This is a genomic window from Undibacterium sp. YM2, assembly GCF_009937975.1.
Taxonomy (GTDB): Bacteria; Pseudomonadota; Gammaproteobacteria; order Burkholderiales; family Burkholderiaceae_D; genus Undibacterium.
Genome location: NZ_AP018441.1, coordinates 1,049,303 through 1,069,687 on the forward strand (window position 1 = coordinate 1,049,303; position 20,385 = coordinate 1,069,687).

At 51.1% G+C, this 20,385-nt stretch carries 20 protein-coding genes; 4 read left to right on the forward strand and 16 right to left on the reverse strand.

The genetic code is table 11. The annotated features are described in order from the left end of the window. The first annotated feature begins 88 nt into the window (after positions 1-88). The gene (locus UNDYM_RS04835) at positions 89-544 is read left to right on the forward strand and encodes an Lrp/AsnC family transcriptional regulator (protein ID WP_162040021.1); all 456 of its coding nucleotides are present in this window, start codon (positions 89-91) and stop codon (positions 542-544) included. 1 nt (position 545) lies between these two features. Here the strand turns inward: UNDYM_RS04835 and UNDYM_RS04840 are convergent, their stop codons facing one another. The 12 genes from UNDYM_RS04840 to cyoA form a co-directional block, all read right to left on the reverse strand. Next, a complete protein-coding gene (locus UNDYM_RS04840; protein ID WP_162040022.1) occupies positions 546-1,370 on the reverse strand; it encodes a response regulator in 825 nt (274 codons plus the stop codon). A gap of 34 nt (positions 1,371-1,404) precedes the next feature. Next, on the reverse strand, positions 1,405-2,544 hold the full coding sequence (locus UNDYM_RS04845) for an HD-GYP domain-containing protein (protein ID WP_232063694.1): 1,140 nt from the start codon (positions 2,542-2,544) through the stop codon (positions 1,405-1,407). 212 nt (positions 2,545-2,756) lie between these two features. After that, the gene (locus UNDYM_RS04850) at positions 2,757-3,374 is read right to left on the reverse strand and encodes a LysE family translocator (protein ID WP_162040023.1); all 618 of its coding nucleotides are present in this window, start codon (positions 3,372-3,374) and stop codon (positions 2,757-2,759) included. A 225-nt stretch (positions 3,375-3,599) separates the two neighbouring features. Next, complete coding sequence (locus UNDYM_RS04855) at positions 3,600-5,237, reverse strand: S-layer protein (protein ID WP_197740979.1); 1,638 nt, start codon at positions 5,235-5,237, stop codon at positions 3,600-3,602. A gap of 329 nt (positions 5,238-5,566) precedes the next feature. Further along, a complete protein-coding gene (locus UNDYM_RS04860; RefSeq protein ID WP_162040024.1) occupies positions 5,567-5,779 on the reverse strand; it encodes a hypothetical protein in 213 nt (70 codons plus the stop codon). Positions 5,780-5,900: 121 nt separating this feature from the next. Then, complete coding sequence (locus tag UNDYM_RS04865; RefSeq protein ID WP_162040025.1) at positions 5,901-6,437, reverse strand: response regulator transcription factor; 537 nt, start codon at positions 6,435-6,437, stop codon at positions 5,901-5,903. Positions 6,438-6,575: 138 nt separating this feature from the next. Then, positions 6,576-7,886: an ATP-binding protein gene (locus tag UNDYM_RS04870; RefSeq protein WP_370529439.1), complete on the reverse strand. Its 1,311-nt coding sequence runs from the start codon at positions 7,884-7,886 to the stop codon at positions 6,576-6,578. A 124-nt stretch (positions 7,887-8,010) separates the two neighbouring features. After that, positions 8,011-8,880 (reverse strand): SURF1 family protein, encoded by an 870-nt coding sequence (locus tag UNDYM_RS04875; protein ID WP_232063695.1) that lies wholly within the window; start codon positions 8,878-8,880, stop codon positions 8,011-8,013. Then, positions 8,877-9,347, reverse strand: coding sequence for a cytochrome o ubiquinol oxidase subunit IV (gene cyoD / locus UNDYM_RS04880; RefSeq protein ID WP_162040027.1), 471 nt, complete (start codon positions 9,345-9,347; stop codon positions 8,877-8,879). Before cyoD ends, UNDYM_RS04875 begins: the two co-directional genes overlap by 4 nt. Then, on the reverse strand, positions 9,344-10,009 hold the full coding sequence (cyoC, locus tag UNDYM_RS04885; protein ID WP_232063239.1) for a cytochrome o ubiquinol oxidase subunit III: 666 nt from the start codon (positions 10,007-10,009) through the stop codon (positions 9,344-9,346). The genes cyoD and cyoC overlap by 4 nt, the downstream gene beginning before the upstream one ends. After that, complete coding sequence (cyoB, locus tag UNDYM_RS04890) at positions 10,002-12,008, reverse strand: cytochrome o ubiquinol oxidase subunit I (RefSeq protein WP_162040028.1); 2,007 nt, start codon at positions 12,006-12,008, stop codon at positions 10,002-10,004. The genes cyoC and cyoB overlap by 8 nt, the downstream gene beginning before the upstream one ends. Then, entirely contained in the window at positions 12,008-13,108 is a 1,101-nt protein-coding gene (cyoA, locus tag UNDYM_RS04895; protein WP_174244924.1) for a ubiquinol oxidase subunit II, read from the reverse strand. The genes cyoB and cyoA overlap by 1 nt, the downstream gene beginning before the upstream one ends. A gap of 202 nt (positions 13,109-13,310) precedes the next feature. Between cyoA and UNDYM_RS04900 the strand changes: the two genes are divergently transcribed. Both UNDYM_RS04900 and UNDYM_RS04905 read left to right on the forward strand, forming a co-directional pair. After that, positions 13,311-14,615 carry an MFS transporter gene (locus UNDYM_RS04900; RefSeq protein ID WP_232063397.1) on the forward strand — a complete coding sequence of 435 codons (1,305 nt, stop codon included), beginning with the start codon at positions 13,311-13,313 and terminating at the stop codon, positions 14,613-14,615. 254 nt (positions 14,616-14,869) lie between these two features. Continuing rightward, the gene (locus UNDYM_RS04905) at positions 14,870-15,454 is read left to right on the forward strand and encodes an outer membrane beta-barrel protein (RefSeq protein ID WP_162040031.1); all 585 of its coding nucleotides are present in this window, start codon (positions 14,870-14,872) and stop codon (positions 15,452-15,454) included. A gap of 112 nt (positions 15,455-15,566) precedes the next feature. On the opposite strand, the gene UNDYM_RS04910 is transcribed toward UNDYM_RS04905, so the two are convergent. Genes UNDYM_RS04910 through UNDYM_RS04920 form a run of 3 tightly spaced genes read right to left on the reverse strand, consistent with a single transcriptional unit; the run spans position 15,567 to position 18,236 of the window. Next, positions 15,567-16,322 carry a MipA/OmpV family protein gene (locus UNDYM_RS04910; protein WP_162040033.1) on the reverse strand — a complete coding sequence of 252 codons (756 nt, stop codon included), beginning with the start codon at positions 16,320-16,322 and terminating at the stop codon, positions 15,567-15,569. 1 nt (position 16,323) lies between these two features. Then, positions 16,324-16,962 carry a response regulator transcription factor gene (locus UNDYM_RS04915; RefSeq protein ID WP_162040035.1) on the reverse strand — a complete coding sequence of 213 codons (639 nt, stop codon included), beginning with the start codon at positions 16,960-16,962 and terminating at the stop codon, positions 16,324-16,326. Beyond that, the gene (locus UNDYM_RS04920) at positions 16,959-18,236 is read right to left on the reverse strand and encodes a sensor histidine kinase (RefSeq protein ID WP_162040037.1); all 1,278 of its coding nucleotides are present in this window, start codon (positions 18,234-18,236) and stop codon (positions 16,959-16,961) included. The genes UNDYM_RS04915 and UNDYM_RS04920 overlap by 4 nt, the downstream gene beginning before the upstream one ends. Before the next feature lie 209 nt (positions 18,237-18,445). Here UNDYM_RS04920 and UNDYM_RS04925 point away from each other — a divergent pair, with 209 nt between their 5' ends. Beyond that, a complete protein-coding gene (locus UNDYM_RS04925; protein ID WP_162040039.1) occupies positions 18,446-19,186 on the forward strand; it encodes a hypothetical protein in 741 nt (246 codons plus the stop codon). Positions 19,187-19,196: 10 nt separating this feature from the next. Here the strand turns inward: UNDYM_RS04925 and UNDYM_RS04930 are convergent, their stop codons facing one another. Further along, positions 19,197-20,378 (reverse strand): FAD-dependent monooxygenase, encoded by a 1,182-nt coding sequence (locus UNDYM_RS04930; RefSeq protein ID WP_162040041.1) that lies wholly within the window; start codon positions 20,376-20,378, stop codon positions 19,197-19,199. Between the last annotated feature and the right edge of the window lie 7 nt (positions 20,379-20,385).

Sequence of the window (20,385 nt, forward strand, 5' to 3'; positions counted from 1 at the left end):
TATATCTGTAACTAGTGTGTTTTAATTTCTCATTTAACGAAAATGACAAAATATCCTGAAAATCAGGGTAAAGTCGGGGGAGATGAATATGGATGTTTATGACCGAAGTATCTTGCGATATTTGCAACAAGATGGACGCATGAGCAATTTAAGCCTGGCCGAACGGATACATCTGTCGGCACCGCAGACCCTGCGCAGGGTCAGGGCGCTGGAAGAAAAAGGCGTGATACGCGCCTATGTCGCGCAGGTTGCGCCTGAGGCTTTGGGCCTGGGTGTCATGGCATTCGTGAACCTGTCGCTGGACAGGGAGCAGTTTCGCAATGTGCGCGAGGTAGAGCGGCAGTTGAAGGCTTTTCCTGAAATCATAGAATGCCATACCATTTCTGGCGACTTTGATTACATCCTGAAAGTGGTGGCCAGCGACCTCAAAAGCCTGTCGCAATTCCTGACTGACACCCTGATGCAGGTGCCGGGCGTTGCTTCCTTGCGCTCCATGATCTGCATGGAAGAAATCAAGCCTGTCAGCGGGCTGCCGATAGACTGAACTATCTTTGCTTGCGCAGATTGCGGTAGCGTTCTGCCCTGCTGGCGATAGTGGAAATCAGTTTTTCCGGGTCTATGGGTTTGCCCAGGAAATCATCTGCCCCGGTTTCTATTGCCGTCATTTGTTTTTGTACTTCAGTGGATAAAAAGACGATGGGGATATCGATATAGCGATTGTTTTGCCTGATGATCTGCGCCATCTCCAGTCCATTGCAGACTGGCATGTTCAAGTCTGTCAGCACCAGTTCGGGCTTGAATTTTTTCAGTGATTCAAGAATTTCGCTGGGGTCGTTGATGGCTTTCACATGCATGCCAGCGCTACTGAGTATGGCATCGTAATAGCCGGCAAGTAATTCATCGTCGTCAACAACAAGTATGCGATAGGCCAGCACTTCATTCCTGGCGATTTTTTCATCTATTTTGGCACTCAATGCTTCGACATCGAGAGGTTTGAGAAAATAGCCTGCCGCACCTTCTCTGACAGCGGCCAGGCGTTGCGTGAAATTATCCAATGCTGAAATATAGATGATGGGGAAATTGCTGATGACCCGGTTTCCCATTTTCTTTCTCGCTGCCATTCCTGCCGGGCTATCCACATCCATGACCAGAGCATGCGGCATCCTGACCATGATGGCGGATTGCAATTCATCCGCCTCGGTAAAGCAAAGCACCTCATGCTGATACAGTTCCAGCGTTGCTGCCAGTTGCTGCCCTGCATCAATGTCAGGGAAGTAGAGATATACCAGGCTGCGGTAGTCTGTATGGTTCAGCTCTTCAAAACTTGCTTCTTCGCTGATTTTTTCAGCCTCGGGGAGGTCATTGTTCATGATGTTCGCTAATCAATTCTGGTGGAGGTGCATTTCACAGGCGGGCAATGTCGCCCCATAAATGACGCATGGTGAATTTGACCGAGACCTGGTCGCGGTGCAAGACTTCACGTATTGCCATCAAGGGTTTTTGTGTGTCGCGCTTTAGTGGTATTGACAGTGGTGTACCGCGCGGCCCCAGCAGTGCATGCACATAAGGTGTGGTGGTGGTCTCGCCTTTACCTGTTACCACGGCAATTTCTCCGCTCTCCAGTCTGACGAAAGTACCTATGGGGTAGGTACCCAGTTCCTTGATAAAGACTGTCACCAGCATGGGATCTATCTTGGACTTGCCCTCTACCAGTATGTCGCGTAATGCCGCATTCGGCAGCATGGACTTGCGGTAGCTGCGTGCGCATACCCGGGCACAGTAACGGTCGGCGAGGGAAATGATCTTGGCATTTTGCGGGATATCTGCACCGGTTTTGCCCTTGGGATAGCCACTGCCATCTTCGCTTTCATGATGATGCAAAACCCAGGATAGCCAGTCTTCATTGTCTATGCCTGCGGCCCGCAGCATTGCAGCACCGGCTTCAGGATGCTGCGAAATCAATTCCTGCTCTGCCGCATTCAATGTTTCGCTTTTCTCTTGCAGTTTCTCTTGTTGCCTCAGCATGGCGACATTCATGGTCAGTGCAGCGGCAGCCAGCAAGAGCATTTCGTCTGCAGGTTTTTTGAGAGTACGGGCGATCAGCAGGGATACTATGGCAGTATCGACAGAATGCCGCGGGCCATAGTTATCGTCCTGATTCAGCAAGATGCAGCCGAGTGCGACGTCCGGTGCCATGAAGACAGCTGCGCCCATTTTTTTGGTCAGCGAGATCAACTGGCCCTGCACGTCGGCTTCTGTACTGAGGTTATATATCAGCCTGCGCAATTCTGTACGCACCATATTGATGGTGCGCACAACTGAAGGGGCTTCAGTAGCTTTCTCGGCCACTTTGCCATCTCGCAAACCACCGTCGGACTTGCCGGTATCTGCGAACAGGCCGCGTTCTGCCAGAGCTGATACCTGACCCGCGTGGGTGACAATAAAGCCCTTGCGCAAGAGCAGGCTACCATCATTCCCATAGACGTCCCAGGGCAAGGCCTGGCCTATGATGATGTCAGACATTCCTATGCGTCTGGTTGACATGCACACCTCGGACGGTGAATGATGCGGGGAATGAAGCTTGCCGGAGTACCTTGAACACGCATTTATCCTAGCAGAATTCTTTGTCCGTGCCTGTTATCAAATGTCAAGAATGGATGAATCCGTTGCTGCTTTGCAGCGCGGTACTTGTGCTTGTGCAGTGCACAGCAAACTTGTGACGCTTGGGAAGAACGCCGCGCTCTTGAGAGGCTTACTTATACCGTGCGTTTCGCACCCGCCAGGGCACAACCAAAAAATACAAAGGTGGCAGCACCTATTTTATTCATGTAGGAACCGCCTTTTTCTGATGTCAGCCAGGTTCTGGCGCGACCGGCAAAAATCGCATAGCTGCTATGGATGATGACGATCAGCCCGCTATAAGTCATGACCAGCACGGCAAACTGCAGGCCATAACTCATGGCCGGGTCTATGAACTGCGGGAAGACAGACAGGAAAAAGAATATCGCCTTGGGGTTGGTCATCTGCAAAGACAGGCCTTCCAGGAAGCGCTTTTTGAAGCTGGCTTCATGGGCATCGCCTTCAGTGAAACGAAAGGCTGGTGCACGCCAGAGCTTGACGCCGAGGAAAATCAGGTATCCAGCTCCCAGCAACTTGAGTACGGTAAATGCGGTAGCCGATGCGGCCAGCACGACACCGACGCTGGTGGCAGAAATTGCCGCAACAATCAGTGCGCCAAAAGCGATACCCAGGATGCCACCAAAAGTGCCGCGCATGCCATAGCGTAAGGCATTTGTCAGTGTCATGACTACACCAGGACCAGGGCTGAACACGGTGGCTGCTGCCATCAGCAGGAATAATGGATACAGTTTCATTGCGGCCCTCCCTCGTTAAGTCATAGCATAAATTGTACTCCTGAATATTTATGCGAAAGGAATACAGATTTGATCAACCATGGAGTAACAGATGGGCACTCTGACCCTTTGTTTAAGGTGAAATTTATCGAAAAGATAATTTCCCATGTGTTGGATGAGGGTGGGTAAGTGACCTGCAATTACATCCAGCGCAAGGTCCTCTGCCCACCCTTGATACGACCAGGCTTAGTTCACGCTAACAAAGACTGGATTGGAATAGAACCACAGACTGGCGTAGTTACGGTCATTGATCTGGTTGTGGCGCGTCGGGTTGTCAGTGGTCGTGATTTTGGCATCGGCCAATGGCTCACCATTTTCTGTCATGTCTGCGACGTTGATGCCCAGGTTGGTGCCACGCAGGCGCAGGTACTGATTTTTCTGCACAAGCATCTGGTACTTGATGACGTTGTAACCTTCAGCGTCTGTTTTCCAGTCGGCGTTGGTGAAGCGTTTCAAGACCTTGGTGCTGGGGTTGGTCGCCACATTGTAAGCGCTGGAATCCGGTGCCGCCTTGCTGCCAACATCACCCACGATCAAATCCACATGATCCACTTTCGGTGCCTTGTTGCCGAATACGCCACTACCTGCCGGAAATTCATAGTTATTCCTGGCCGGGCTCTTGAAACGTATGGTGACTTCAACCGTGCTGCCGTTTGCTACCTTCAGCTCTTGCCCCATGTTTTTGACATCGCTTGCATTGCTGACCGTGAATTCCATGGCATTGATGAGATCACCAAAGACACTGAACATTCTTCCCGACTGCAGGCTCTTGATCAATTCATTGACGCCCGCTTTTTTGTCGTTCATCCACACATAGTTTTTCGCATATTCGCCAGGGAAGTAACCACTGCTATTACCGGCATCATCGATTTTGAAATGTGAATCAGAATCAGCGATATTCCAGATACGGCGGCCTTCGCCAAGCAAGGCGTCCCAGACACCACCAACCTGGGCCACGATGGCGTCAACGCCACCATAAACCCGATTTGGCTTGTTGGCTTCGACATAGCTTGAGGTATATCCGCCGCGATCTGGTTCCATCTGGTTGCCTACCATGCCTTCTATCGAGAACATGATGTTGGGTGCCATGTCATTCATCGTGCGGAAATCTGCAATGGTGTATTTGCCAGGATTGCGCGAAGGATGGTTGATGGTGATAAAACTGGTATCTGGATAATTTTTCTTCAACCACGAAATGGCCTGTAAGGCATCTGCTGCTGTGCTGTTGAAGCGCTGCGGATATTTTGTTTTCCATTTGTTGACATCCGCAGCATCAAATTTGCTGTCTTCCAATGTGGTAAACAAGTATTGGAATTCCTTGGACGCAGATGGGGATGACACAAATTTACCATCTACTACATCAAAAATGCTGACGCCCAGATGATCATGCGTAGGCATATCCCATTCGAAACCTGAGAAAATGGTTTTGTCTGCATAGCGACCAGATGCCTGCAAGGCTTTGATCCTGGGGATTTCATAGGATTCCATGCCATACGCAAATGGTACCGGGTTTGTCAGGGTGGCACCGTTATTATCATATTTTGAGGAACGCAGGTGGTTCGTAATAGCCGTCCAGTCCAACCCATAGCTGGTAAATGCTTTATCTAGCACCAAATCCAATGTTTGTGTTGTGCGGGCGTCGTCGGACTGTATGGTGTGTACATGCAAGTCACCGGTTGTCCATCCAGCAGATGAAGTGGCAGGCAGGTCAGGTTTTTGTGCTTGGGCGGTACTGTCAGACGAGCTACCGCAGCCATGCAGAAAAAAAACTGCGGATGGAATAACAAAAGAAATAACAATCAAACTCAAATAGCGGGGACGCATTGGAAATCCTTTTCTCTGGAGCGTATAAATTTATATACGGCAAATTAAATATATTTGTCGTATATGAGAGAATTGTAGGAATTGACTGTGACGCTGTAATTACAATCGATTTCATCAATGAGAAACCATCGCAATATGTAGAATGAGTTTTGGGATATACGCACATGATCGGCGCGTCATGAGCTAAAAAACGAGTCATGCCCGCAATGGAGCTGAGCATTTAATTCGTGAAGAACACCTGAGCCCGCAGGGCTTTACGCGGTTCTCAATGAAAAACGAGTCGCGTGTTCAGGTGAAAACCGTCAACAACGACTCGTCAAAGGCCGGGTTTAATGTGCCTTGGCGAAGCGCAGGGCAAATTTCTTGAAATTGCGATAGCTGGCTCCCAGGTCTTGTAAGGCATCAATAGACTCAGCCATGGACGCACCTTGCTCGCTGAAATTGCTCTTGAATTCTTCAAATGCGGCTTCCAGCACTGCAGCCAGTTGGTGGTTGTACATACGTCCAAAATTCAGATGACGTCTTTTTATGCGCATTTTCATGGTGTTTCCTTTCAGTTGAAGGGCGGATTATAGAGTAATCCTTGTGAGCCCGGTATTTACTGCATTCCAATAGCCGTCGCCATTGTTTTTCTGGCCAAAAGAAAAATGGTGAATAGGCAAGCTATTTAATTCTTTGCTTTTCGAGCTTACGCGCCAGTGTGCGTCTGTGCATACCTAGCCTGCGCGCAGTTTCTGAGATATTGAAGTCGGTTTCTGCCAGTACTTCGTGGATTCTTTCCCACTCCAGGTTCTTGATGGAAGTCGAGCGATTCGTGATCTCTACATCTGCCGTGCCAGCGATATGCCCGAAGGCCGCTTCAATATCATCAGTATTGGAGGGTTTGGACAAGTATTGACATGCGCCCAGTTTGACTGCTTCCACCGCAGTCGCAATACTGGCAAATCCTGTGAGCACGACGATCAACATGTCGGGATTGTGCTGATGTAAAAGCTGCACGCAGGCCAGGCCGGAGGAATGCCCATTCAATTTCAGATCAACCACAGCATAAGCGGGCGTATGATCTGATAATAATTTTTCAGCATCTTCCTTGCTGCTCGCGTGCAGGACGGTATAGCCGCGCCGCTCAAACGAGCGGCCCAGTGTACGGGCAAAAGCAGTATCGTCCTCAATAATGAGTAGCAGACGATTTTCTGGCATAGTGAAACAATTCCTGAAGTTAAAGCTGTATTTCAATGAGGTGGAGCAGAGCGGCTATGCAAACTATTCCAGCTCTTGTGACATTGTAAAGTCTTTATTAATTTTCTTACCGGGGCAAATCTGCTTGATCAATGCTTCCTAAAGCATGATCGCCGAAAGTGGCAGACTCAATTGTACGATGGCACCGCCATCTCCGCGGTTCGATGCCGTGAATTGACCACCCAGTTTGCGTGCTACATTGACGACAAAGAATAGTCCCAGTCCGCTGCCGGGGCGGCCCTTGGTCGATTGATACGGCTCTCCTATGCGTGACAAAATCGCCGGATCAAAACCAGGCCCGCGGTCAACGACTGTCAATATCAGGTCATCACCCTGACGTCTGGCTTCCATGCTCAGCCAGTCTGGCGAAGCTTCCAGGGCATTATCAAGTACATTGCAGACCATCTGCTTCAAGGCAGTATCAAAGACGATGGGAATATCATCCTGAATCTGGTTATCGAAACCAAAAGAGACGATAGTCCGGGTCGATGTAAATTCCGTGGTCAGATCATTCAGGAAGCTGTTGATGGTGGTTTTAACTGCCGATTCGCCACGGGCTTCTCCGGCGGACAGCAGGATGCCGCTGACTATGCTTTTACAGCGCTGCAACTGGGTTTCCATTTCGCTGATCTCTTCCAGCAACTCGGGGTTTTTCCTGAACTCCGGCATGCGCCGCCAGTCACCGAGGATGACAGACAGCGTAGCCAGTGGTGTGCCCAGTTCATGCGCTGCACCCGAAGCCAGCAGGCCCATGCGCACGATATGATCTTCTTCCACGGCGCGCTGGTGCAGGTCTGCCAGTTGTACATCCCGTGCATGCAGGTTGCGGCCTATGCGGGTGATAAAGAAAACCAGCAGGGCCGCATTGAGCATGAAGCAAATAATATAGCCAGCAACATACAGGCGTGATAGCCCGCCGTTTTCACCAGGCGGCAGAGATAAGGGTTCAGAGAACAGCGATAGTCCGGCCAGGCAGGCACTGGTGATGACGACGATAATCCAGGTGGACCAGGCTTCCAGCAAAACCGCACTTAAAATCACTTGCAACAGATACAGAAAAGCAAAGGGATTCGATGTGCCGCCACCGAAGTACAGCTGTGCCGTCAGGCTGAATACATCAATCAGCAAGGCAAAAACAAGTTCGCCGTTGGTCACATACACACGCTCGTGCCAGCGTAAATGGCTGGCAATATTAAAGCCTATCAGGCAGATCAGCACGGCCAGCATTTTGACCAGAGGCAACTGTATGCCAAAGCCAAACATGACGATCAATATGGTCGATAACTGACCAAACACGGCAAGCCAGCGCAGCTGTATAAGCTGCAACATATTCTTGTGGCCTGCCGAGTTTTCGTAGGCTATCGCAATAGCAGACTGGTTTTCTGGTGTTTTTGTTGCTGTTTTTGCCACTATTCCTTGCCCGATACTATGAGGAAGTATTTTTCTTATCATGCTTGCCATGTCCCGTTATTGTGCTTTTTAGTGCATGCTAACAGATCATGGGCGGTATATTAAATTTGCAATTCCAGCCTGGTTATGCGGTATTCCCTGTCTTGGCGGCGTCGGTATTTTTTCTGTCCCGCATGACATATGACCAGGCTACTGCCGTCATGGCTGCCAGCGAGAACCAGACGACGGCATAAATCAAATGGTTATTGTGGAAATGAATCACGGTCAGGCCCGCGACAGGGGCGTTGGCTGAGGCTTCATTTTGCTGAGCATTGAGCTTGCTGCTGGCCTGGTTTGCGTCGGCATCGATAAAGAAAGGGGCTGGCCTGGTCAAACCTGTTGCTACCGCAATGGCGCTCACATCGCGCGAATACCAGCGCTTGCCAGCGGGATCGTTTTTCCTTAAAAAGCCTCCACCCGGCTCGGTCATGCGCAACAGGCCGGTGATCTGCATGGTGCCGGCAGCAGTTGTGGTGAGGCGATCTTTCTCTGGAGATGTCCGGTAAGATGCAGCCATTTTTTCCGGGATAAAACCACGGTTGATCAGTATCGTAGCGCCATCTGCTGTCGCCAGCGGCGTCATGACCCAAAAACCGCCTCCCAGTTCTGTCGTGGCTTGCGCCAGTATGGTTTTCTCATACAGAAAAACGCCACTGACCTGCACATGGCGGTACTCGTCCGCACTGGCATTAATGTGTGGCCATAGTGAAAAACCGGGAATGGGGACTGGCTCTGCGTGTACGCGTTGTTCAACCCGCTCTATCAAATCGAGTTTCCATTGAAGGCGCAGTACCTGCCATGTACCCAGTGAAATGAAGCCTGCAAAGATGACTGCCATGCAGGCCGTGAAGCTCAGTCTGAATAAGCGGGAGTGACGGGGAGATGAGGGAGGCTGACCTGACTTTGGTGTCAGGTCAGCCGCTTTCCCGGCAATTCCTTGTTCCTGCTTTTTCATTGCATGGATGGCATGGACTTCATATTGTCCGCAGCAGGTTTGGACATGGGGGCGGCATTGATCGATTGCGGTTTTGTTTCTGTTTCATGCATCATGCCTGGCATCATATTGTGATTCAGGTGATACATGACCCACAGTGATCCGCTCATCATGATAAATACCAGCATGCCGGTAAACAGCAGGGCCAGCATGGTCCAGCCACCTTCGGATTTACTGTTCATGTGCAGGAAATACACCATGTGCACGACGATCTGTATCGCGGCAAATACCAGCAGGACCATGCCTGTGGTGCTCGATTTGTTCATGACTTTGCCCATGACCAGCCAGAAGGGAATCGCAGTCAAAATCACTGCCAGGATAAATCCCATTGCATAGTCTTTCAGACTGCCATGACTGGCGTGCGTGTGCTCATGATGATCATCGTGATGATCGTGGCCATGTGCCGTGTGTTCTTGGTGTGCACTCATGGCAAGACTCCCATCAAATAAACAAAGGTAAATACACCGATCCAGATCACGTCCAGGAAATGCCAGAACATCGACAGGCACATCAGTCTCCTGCCGTTCTCAGGCGTGAGGCCATGGCGGCCTATCTGGAACATCAGGGTAATCAGCCAGATAATACCGAAAGTCACGTGCAGACCGTGCGTGCCTACCAGGGCAAAGAAGGAGGTCAGAAAGCCGCTGCGTTGTGGGCCCGCACCTTCGTGTATCAGGTGGGCAAATTCATACAGTTCCAGACTGATAAAACCTGCACCCAGCAAGCCGGTAATCGCCAGCCAGATCAAGGTAGCTTTGACACGCTTGCGCTGCATTTCCAGCATGGCAAAGCCATACGTGATCGACGATAACAGCAGCAGGGAGGTATTCACGGCTACCAGCGGCAGGTCAAACAATTCTGCACCGGTAGGGCCACCTGCATAGTTGCGGCCCAATACCGCATAGGTAGCAAACAGACAGGCGAAGATCAGGCAATCGCTCATCAGGTAAAGCCAGAAGCCGAGCAGGGTGCCGTTTTCCGGATGGTGTTCCTTGACATAGAAATCGCTGCTGGCAAAAGTGCGAGCCTGCGAAGTTGCGCTGGTATTCAAGTTCGTGCCCTCGTTAGGGATAGTTGCAGTATTAGACATGGGCGGCACCTGCCAGACGGCTGCGTTCTTCTTCTGTGCGGATAACATCAGCAACTGGGATGTAGTAATCACGCTTGTAATTAAAGGTGTGAACGATGATGGCAGCCATCATGGCGACAAAGCCCAGCACCGCTGGCAACCACATCTGCCAGATCAGGGCGAAGCCACAGGCTGCGCTCAGCAAGGCGATGATGAAGCCAGCACCGGTATTCTTGGGCATATGGATAGGTACGAAACCATCTGTAGGCCTTTGGTATTGCTTGCTCTTCATATCAGCCCAGGCATCGTTGTCATACACTTTGGGTGTAAACGCAAAGTTGTAGTCTGCCGGTGGAGATGAGGTAGACCATTCCAGCGTACGGCCACCCCATGGGTCACCAGTGAAGTCACGCAGTGATGCACGATTCTTGAAGCTGACATATAACTGGATGATGAAGGAAGCAATGCCCAGTGCAATCAGGACGGCACCAAAAGCGGCGATCTGGAACCAGATTTGCAGGGATGGGTCTTCAAAATGGCTCAGGCGACGGGTCACACCCATCAGGCCCAGTACATACAAGGGCATGAAGGCAAAATAGAAACCGATAGTCCAGAACCAGAAGCAGCATTTGCCCCAGAAATCATCAAGCTTGTAACCAAAAGCCTTGGGGAACCAGTAGTTGATACCCGCAAACATGCCAAACAACACTCCACCGATAATCACGTTATGGAAGTGGGCAATCAGGAATAGACTGTTGTGCAAGACAAAGTCAGCAGGCGGTACCGCCAGCAAGACACCGGTCATGCCACCAATAACGAAAGTGATCATGAAACCCATGGTCCACAGCATCGGCAATTCAAAACGGATACGGCCACGGTACATCGTGAACAACCAGTTGAATATCTTCGCTCCGGTAGGGATAGAGATAATCATGGTGGTGATACCGAAGAAGGAATTGACACTCGCTCCCGACCCCATCGTGAAGAAGTGATGCAGCCACACCAGGTAGGACAGGATGGTGATCACCACGGTCGCATACACCATGGAGGTATAACCGAACAAGCGCTTGCTACAGAAAGTCGAGACGATTTCAGAGAACACACCAAATGCAGGCAAGACCAGGATATAAACCTCAGGGTGACCCCAGATCCAGATCAGGTTCACATACATCATGGAGTTGCCTCCCAGATCATTAGTGAAGAAATTGGTGCCAAACATACGATCAAGTGACAACATGCCGAGTACCGCAGTCAGCACAGGGAAGGCTGCAACGATGAGTACGTTGGTGCACAGCGCAGTCCAGGTAAACACCGGCATCTTCATCATCGTCATGCCAGGCGCGCGCATTTTGATGATGGTGGCGATCAGGTTGATACCCGACAGCAAAGTACCGACACCAGCAATCTGCAATGACCAGATATAGTAGTCCACGCCTACATCCGGGCTGGACATGATGCCGGACAGCGGCGGATATGCGAGCCAGCCAGTGCGGGCAAATTCACCAACGAACAGGGACACCATGACCAGGCCACCGCCAAATGCGGTCATCCAGAAACTGAAATTGTTCAGGAAAGGGAAGGCAACGTCGCGTGCACCGATTTGCAGTGGTACCACATAGTTCATCAAACCTGTCACCAAAGGCATGGCCACGAAGAAAATCATGATCACGCCATGCGCGGTAAAGATCTGGTCGTAGTGATGCGGTGGCAGGAAACCTGCCGTATCACCAAAGGCAATTGCCTGTTGCAAGCGCATCATGAGGGCGTCAGCAAAGCCGCGCAGCAACATGACAATGGCAAAAATCACATACATGATGCCTATCTTTTTATGGTCGATACTGGTGAACCAGTCGCGCCACAACATGCCCCACAGGCGGAAGTAGGTCAGCGCCCCAAGCAGCGCAATGCCACCAAGCGCGACACCTGCGAAGGTTGCCAGCAAAATAGGTTCGTGAAAGGGAATCGCATCCCAGGAGAGACGGCCGAAGATCAGCTTCGTCAAATCGATATGGTCTTGCATCATTTACTTCCAATGATAAGAGGGGGCACTTCGGGGAACGCTTTGGAGGACATTTCAGGAGATGCTTTACAAATGTCAGCGTCCAGATAGGCCAACAAGCGTGCTGTGCGAGCGGCGTTATCCTGTTCCAGGCGCTGCGTGAACAAATTACTGAAATCCATTTTCGCATCAGATGCGGCATAAGCCCTGGCATTTGCCTTTGCATCGCTCATCATCATCTTGTCCATGCAGACTTCACCTGTGGCAACGCAGCGATTCAAAATGGCATGATACAAATCCGCATCAACACTGGCGTAATGACGCACTGGCTCACGCTCACTCGGTTTTTCCAGTTTCAGATAAGTCGCACGGTCCAGTGTCTGCGTCTTGGCTTTGGCCGCTTGCACCCATTGCTCAAAATTCTGCGTGCTCATGCCGTGGAATTTGAAGCGCATGTCAGAGAAACCTGCACCACTGTAATTGGCGGAAAAGCCATCAAATTCACCCGGCTTATTAATCACTGCATTGAGCGTTGTCTGCATGCCTGGCATGGCATAGATCTGACCAGCCAGTGCAGGGATGAAGAAGGAATTCATGACATTCGATGCGGTAATCTTGAAGCGCACAGGCACATCTACTGGTGCAGCCAACTCATTGACCGTGGCAATGCCAAGGTCAGGGTAAATAAACAGCCATTTCCAGTCCAGGGCCACAACTTCAACGTTGAGTACCTTGGCGTCGGCAGGAAGAGGGCGGTTTTCGTCCAGGCGTGACAGCTTGCGGTAAGGGTCCAGCGTATGCGTACTGATCCAGGTGATCAGGCCCAGGGCGATGATGATCAGCAGCGGCGCTCCCCAGATCACGAGCTCAAGCTGGGTGGAATGATCCCAGTCAGGTTCGTACTTTGCTGAGGTGTTATTTTTTCTGTAACGCCAGGCAAATAATATGGTCAAAAAGATCACCGGTACGATGATCAGTAACATCAAGAGGGTGGACACCCATATCAGATGGCTTTGTTGAGCGGCGATATCACCTGAGGGATTCATTACCACCGTGTTGCAACCCGCCAACAAAATTGCAGAAAAAACAGCAAATCCGCGTCGTGCAAATGAGGGAATCATATTGAGATAGGTCAATGATTATAGAAATTTGTGCTAATGTACCTTTACAAAAAGGCCTTGGCGATTGGACGTTTTGTCCTAGTTTTCAAATAAGCATCAGAAATGAAGATCGCACAGGAGCCAGACTATAAATTTTGAGACAATTTGAGGGACCATCATGGCCAGCATCAGCACCAATGAAAATGAACTGCCCTCCAGCTCCATGGCAGATACTGCAATCAGGAATATCAAAAACAGTCATTCCGATCATTCCTCCATTGCACCCGGCGAAATCGCCATCGGCGTCGTCATAGGACGGGCCTCGGAATATTTTGACTTTTTTGTCTATGCACTGGCTTCAGTGCTGGTTTTCCCCCAGGTTTTCTTTCCATTTGAACAAAGACTGGAAGGCACACTGTATGCCTTCGTGATCTTTTCATTTGCTTTTCTGGCACGTCCGTTTGGCACAGTAGCTTTTATGGAAATCCAGAAGCGACTCGGACGTGAAGCCAAGCTCACCATCGCTCTGGTTTTATTGGGTGTATCTACTGCTGGCATTGCTTTCCTGCCAACCTATTCGCATCTGGGTGTAACTTCCATCGTCTTGTTGTCCTTGTTACGTATAGGGCAGGGGCTGGCGCTGGGTGGTTCCTGGGATGGTCTGCCTTCCTTGCTGGCCTTGAACGCACCCGAAAACAAGCGTGGCTGGTATGCGATGCTGGGGCAGCTGGGTGCACCGGTAGGCTTCATGATCGCAGCGGGCCTGTTTGCCTACATGGTTGCCAATCTGTCGACTGAAGACTTCCTTGAATGGGGCTGGCGTTATCCATTCTATGTCGCATTTGCAATCAATGTGGTTGCCCTGTTTGCCCGCTTGCGCCTGGTCTCAACTAATGAATACAAGCATTTGCTCGACGAGCGCGAGCTGGAGCCTACCAATATCATCGAAATGACCCGCTCACAAGGTCGTAACCTGCTGATAGGTGCGCTCGCAGCCCTGGCCAGTTACGCACTGTTCCATCTTGTTACCGTGTTCCCCTTGTCCTGGATCACGATTTATTCCAAGCGTTCGCTGAGCGAGTTTTTGGAAATTCAGATGGTAGGTGCAGTATTGATGATGCTGGGTATCGTTATTTCTGGCCTGATTGCCGACCGTATTGGCCGTCGCAAAATGTTATTTGCGCTGGCATTGATGATAGCCGTGCTGAGTGGCTTCGTTCCTGCCTTGATGGACGGTGGTGAGCTTGGTCAGGATATTTTTATTTTGCTGGGCTTTGGCGTACTGGGACTGTCGTACGGGCAGGCATCTGGTGCTGTGACCTCTAATTTTTCTCCCAAATACCGCTATACCGGCGCTGCCCTGACATCTGACCTGGCATGGCTGGTGGGTGCAGGTTTCGCTCCACTGGTGGCGCTGGGGCTGTCGTCCCATTTCGGGCTGGAATATGTCAGTCTCTACCTGTTGTCAGGCGCAGCATGTTCGGTAGCCGCACTGAGTTTGAATCGCGCTCTGGAAATCAGAAACTAATATTCTTCTCATATCTACGCTTGACCAGAAAGGCAGCTATCCATCAATTTGATGGATAGCTGCTTATTCAAACGCCCAACAACACCGGGCAGATCAATATTTCAAACTCACAGCAGCCAGTCCAACCATGACTTCTGGCACTGTTGATCCCACAGTCCATCCCCTAAGCTAGCCTTGTTTTTGCAATCTGGCCTGGTGAGAAGGATTTTCGCCAGCGCGGCAAAAATCTTTCTTTCATCTTAGAGGATTCAACAATGAAACGTATTTTCTGCTTACCCCTGGTTTTTGCAGCTACCTTGAGCAGTGCCAGTCATGCTCAGGATGTCTATGTCGGCGCCGCCGTCGGCAGAAGCTACTCCAGCAGTCTTAATTTTAATGACGCTGGCACGCAAAATGATTTCAGCAGCAAAGACAAGGCCATGCCCCTGAAGATTTTTGTTGGCTATGAGGCTAACCAGAATCTGGGAGTAGAGCTGGGTTATAAGAATTTTGGCAGAGCCACGATAGATCCTGTGCCTGGATCAGGCTCTACAGTGACTACCCGTGCCAATGCCTGGTATGTCGCAGCCAAGGGCAGCATGTCCCTGGCCGAGGACTGGTCGCTGTTTGGTAAGCTGGGTGCTACCCACATGAATACTCACTTTACTGGCGCGGGCGAGTTGCGTGCACTGAGTGCATCCACTGACAAGGCGGGTTTGTATGCCGCGCTAGGAACTGCTTATCAGCTCACCAAAAATCTTGCCCTGACACTGGAACTGGAAAGTTTTGGCATCGCAAAGGAAAAAAACATGAAGTTCAATATGAATGGATTGTCGGCTGGTATCCGTTACCAGTTTTAATCGCTAACGATAGCATCAGGATTTCGTTGCAGGCAGAGCCGGGTCTTGCAACGAAATAGTCACGAAGAAATAAGCACAAAGAAACAAGCACGAAGAAACAAGCATCCACAGCTCAATAGTGATAAGTCAGTGAGGTCAGCAAGCTGACAGTATTCGTTTTCGTTGTCAGCGGGCTGCTGGCGGCACTGCCCCATAATCGATTGATACCTATACGTGTGGAGAAATCATATTTCGGACTCAATTCCATATTCCAGCCCACTTGCAAAGAGGTGTTCTTGATGCCTGCTGTGGCGTTGTATGCAGGCAAGCCAGTGTACTGTGCTTGTTCGGGATTGATGCCAAAATATGATTGCATATAGTGTTTATTCGACAGAGTCAGGCCCACTTCCGCTGACAGGCTCTGATGCGGTGCCAGAGGCATGTTGAACCAGCTTGCCAGATGCAGGCGTATGCCCTGACGCTGTGTGCCAGCGCCATAGTCCAGGCGCGAGCGTAAACCCAGGCGATGGTCGAGACGATAATTAAAGTAAGCACCCGGTGTAAACACCAGTGATGAAGATGCATTTCGGTCAGCGCGATTTGTCTGCAATTCATAACTCAGCAAGGGACCGTATTGCAGATGTTGTGGTGAGGGCAGGCGCAGGCCAATTTCTCCAGGCGCGAGAAAAACGCCATTACTCCACACCACCGAAGCAAAGGGCAGCAAGTAAAATTTTTGCTTGTCGCTTCCTTCATAGCTGGGTGCGATGAGTGCCGCCATGCCCAGGTTGATGTCGGTAGAGCCTTCAGGCATCATGTCAGGGGTTTGCGCTTGCACCATGTGACATGAAATGCAGCAAAATAGCAGCAAGGCTTTTTTCTTGCTCATATCAAATACAGCCAAGTTCTATACCACGCAAGGCGGCGCGCATGCGGTCACGTACAGCTAATTTGGACAAGATACTGGACACATGGTTTTTGATGGTTCCCTCTCCCAGGCCCATTGCCGTTGCAATTTCATGATTATTCAATCCTGCCGCCATCAGGGCCAGGGTTTCGATTTCACGTTCTGTCAGGCTGTCACGTAGGCGTTTGTCTTCACTGGCTTTGGTGGTGCCTGGGGTTTCGTAGGATGCACGATTACGCTCTGTCAATGCAGGGCGGAACAAGGTGGCACCCGTCGCGACACGACGTATGCCTTCGGCCAGTCTTTCCGGCGAAATATCCTTGAGCAAAAATCCCCTGGCACCTGCGCGCATGCCAGCAAACAGCACATCATCATCATCGAAAGTCGTCAGCAGTATGGTCGGGGGCAAGTCACTCTGGGTTTGCAGTAATTCTATGCCGGTACATACAGGCATGCGTACATCGAGCAAGAGCACATCAGCCTGGGTTTGCCGGATGACGGCAATCGCTTCCTTGCCATTGGTAGCTTCAGCAACGACTCGGATATCGTCGGTCAGATTCAGCAAGCCGCGTATGCCACTACGCACCAGCATCTGGTCATCGACCAGAATCACTTTTATCATGCCGGCGTCCTTTCATTGGGTATATTGATCTTCAGCATGAAGCCAGCTTCGGGATGATTCGTGGCGAGCAAGCTGCCGCCAAGTTCTGCAATTCTTTCGCGCATGCCTTGCAAACCATTGCCTTCTTTTAATTGCTGGCAGCCCTGGCCATTGTCATGTATCAGGACTTGTATTGCTTTCCCACTTTCATTCGACGTCAGGTCTATGCGCATGTCAGTGGCGAGCGAATGACGCATGGTATTGCTGATGGATTCTTGTATGCAGCAAAACAAGGTATGCGCGCCGGCAGGCGTGTGCAGCTTGAGTGCTCCGGTAAAACTCAGTTGTATCTTGGGTTGCGGAATACCTGCGCACAAGCTCTCCAGTGCATGGCGCAAATCTATGTCCTGTTCGCGCCTTTCATTGCTAACGATATCCCTGACCTCGGCCAGCAAACTACCCGCCAGTTCTGAAGACAGGTTCAGTGACTCCAGCCTGGCTTCTTCTGTTTGTCGCAAGGCCAGGTTCAGATGCAGGTTCAGGGCTGTCAGGTGGTGCCCGACAATGTCATGCAAATCACGGGCTATGCGCATGCGTTCAGAGACGCGCACAGTTTCTGTCAGCAAGGATTGTGTTGCCAATAATTCTGCATTGGCTTTGGCCAGTTGCAAACGGCCACGCCGCTCCAGTACGCTGACATGGCATGCTGCAAACACCATGATTTGCAAGACCAGTTCACCACCCTGATACAGCAGGAAGATACGCATATTTGCATCTGTATCGATGACAGCAGCGGCAGACCAGATGGCAATGCCTGCATGCAGCAGCATTTGTATAAGCAGCCACAGCAAGCTTTTCCTGAGTGGATAGAGAAAAGCCAGTTCAGCGGCGACTATATATAAAAAAGCAGAATTGACGCCCAGCCCTATAGCCAGCTGCAATGACAGCGATATCGTATCTGCGGCCCTGGCGGGCTTATCTGCTGCAAGGAGATGGACATGGCGGGTGCGCACCCATAGCAAGACCGCAAACCCGAGACTGAATAGCGTATAGCTGTAGAAAAATAAAGAATGAATCAGCTCATTTCTGTCTGATCCGGCCCTGGTCAGGCTGGGCGCTGGGCTAAATTGTGTGGCTGTCCAGATTGCGGCTTGACCAAGCAGGCTGTGCATGTCGTCGGCCTGTGCACCGCGTAGCCACAATAGCAGGCTTTCCAGACCTGCAATGAAAAGGCTCAACGCTACACCCGCAATGACTGCGCGATGGCGAGCAAACTTGAGTATGACTTTCTTCAATGAGGGCCTTGTGATCAAGAGCGACTGAAACTACGACTGAATTTGCTTGCCAGGGCATGTGGGTGAGCGGCGCAATTTTACGCTAAGCGATACCTCATGGGGAGTGCCAGAAGTCATGGTTTGAAAATTCCCTTTCAAGCCCGGCGTAATTGAATCGGGATGCTCTAGAATGCACGCTTTGGCCCCAGTGCTGCTCTGCCTGCTCTTTGATGAAGTATTACCTGTTATTACTCCTTGCCGCAATCCCTGGCCAGATCATTGCTGAAGAAGTTCAGCAAGTGGAAATTGCCGCACTACGCAATGCAGAGTGGGGTAGTTATCGCCATGCCTACAAAGCCTATAATTTCTTTGCGACTTATACTCGCGACCGGCCCTTGATACAGGCGCATATGCAACTGCGTCCCTCGGCAAATGCCAGGGATATCTCGATGACTGGTTTGCGGCTTCAACTCAGTGGAGAAAAGACCAGACTAGATATTGCGGTGGATGCCATGGGCCGCGTCAGCATGCCCATGTTGAAACAGGCTTATGATGAAGATGCCGTCTTGCGTCTGAATCGTCCGCAAGGGCAGTTTTACTTCAGCGGACGCTATTCCATCAAGGAGCGCGAAGATGGTATTTACGATCTTGCAGAACTGCGTACTGCCTGCGAACAGTTGATCAGCGCCCAGCGCGAATCGGGGTATCGCATACGCTTGATAGGCAAGAAGTGTGCTGGCATCAAGTTCATCTATGCACTCAATGACAACAAAAATGATAGCAAGATTGCCATCAGCTTCAGAGATGCTGTACAGCAACCGCGTGATTTGCCTCTGAGTGAAGGCCAGCCATTTGAAGATGACTCCATGGGCAAGTACAGGGTAGCTCTCTACAAGTTTTCTGACTGGCCAGCGTCAGGAAAAATCATCGCGACCAGCAAGCCGCTGGCCATAGGGACCTTGTACGATTAGTCTGAGGATATCAGCGCCAGCCAAACATCATCTGTTCTGCCAGCATGCGTTTTGCTGGCTTCACCATATCCAGCGCACCCAGCCCCAGGCCCAGCAAGGTCTGGCTGAACGAACCATCAGGGCTGCTGGCAAATACGCGGGCCATGCTGTCGGTGATGCGTATGGTCAGTTTTCTGTCGGCCTGGCGTTCTGCCTGATAGGCTTGCAAGGCCCCTGCAGGATCGCTGCTGGCCGTGTCATGCAAATGCCGTGTCAGTGATCGTGCCAATACCATGCTGTCACGCAAGCCCAGGTTCAAACCTTGTCCCGCTACCGGGTGCAGGGTTTGCGCGGCATTGCCGATAGCAACTGTGCGTGCCGTTGCATGCGCCTGGGCGTTCAGGCCCAGCGGGTAAGACAAGCGTGCCGAGGTTTTGATGAAGTTGCCAAGGCGATGGCCAAAGGCAGTTTGCAGGGCTTGTTTGAAACCCTGCTCATCCAGTGCCAGCAAATGCTCAGCCTGCTCAGGGCGTACACACCAGACCAGGGCATAGCCATCTTCTTGCGGCAACAAGGCCAGCGGGCCTTGCTCGGTAAAGCGTTCAAATGCGCGCCCTGCTATCTGAGCATCGGTATTGACGTGGGCGATGATGGCGGTTTGCTGATAATCATGGCGCTGGCTACGCTGTTCCTGATCACCAAAAGTACCGCCTTCCGCCTGTATCACGATGCTGGCGCTGACATGGCTGGTTTCTCCAGTGTCTGCATGGATTAGTGTCAGGCGCACATGGTCAGCAGCTTCTTCGATATTGCTGACACTTGCCGGCCTCTGTATGCGTATGCCACTTTTGCTGATGGCTGCCTGCAGTGGCCGTATGATGTCGCCATAGCGTGCTACATACCCCAGGTCAGGCACTGCATAGTCAGCAGCCCGCATCATGCTACGGCCAAAATGGCCGCGGCGTGAAACATGGATTTCCTGTATCGCTGTGGCCCTGACCGGCCATGCACCAGCCGCCTGCAGGATTTGCCTGCTGCCATAGGAAATGGCAATGGAGCGTGCATCCTGTTCTGCCTGTTCGCTAGTCTTGGCATCGTAGAGAGCAATGCGCTCAGCCGCATAACCCTGCTGTTGCAATAACAAGGCCAGAGCCTGGCCAGCAGGGCCTGCGCCACAAATCGCTATATCGACATCATTGATGGTGTGAGTCATTTAATTC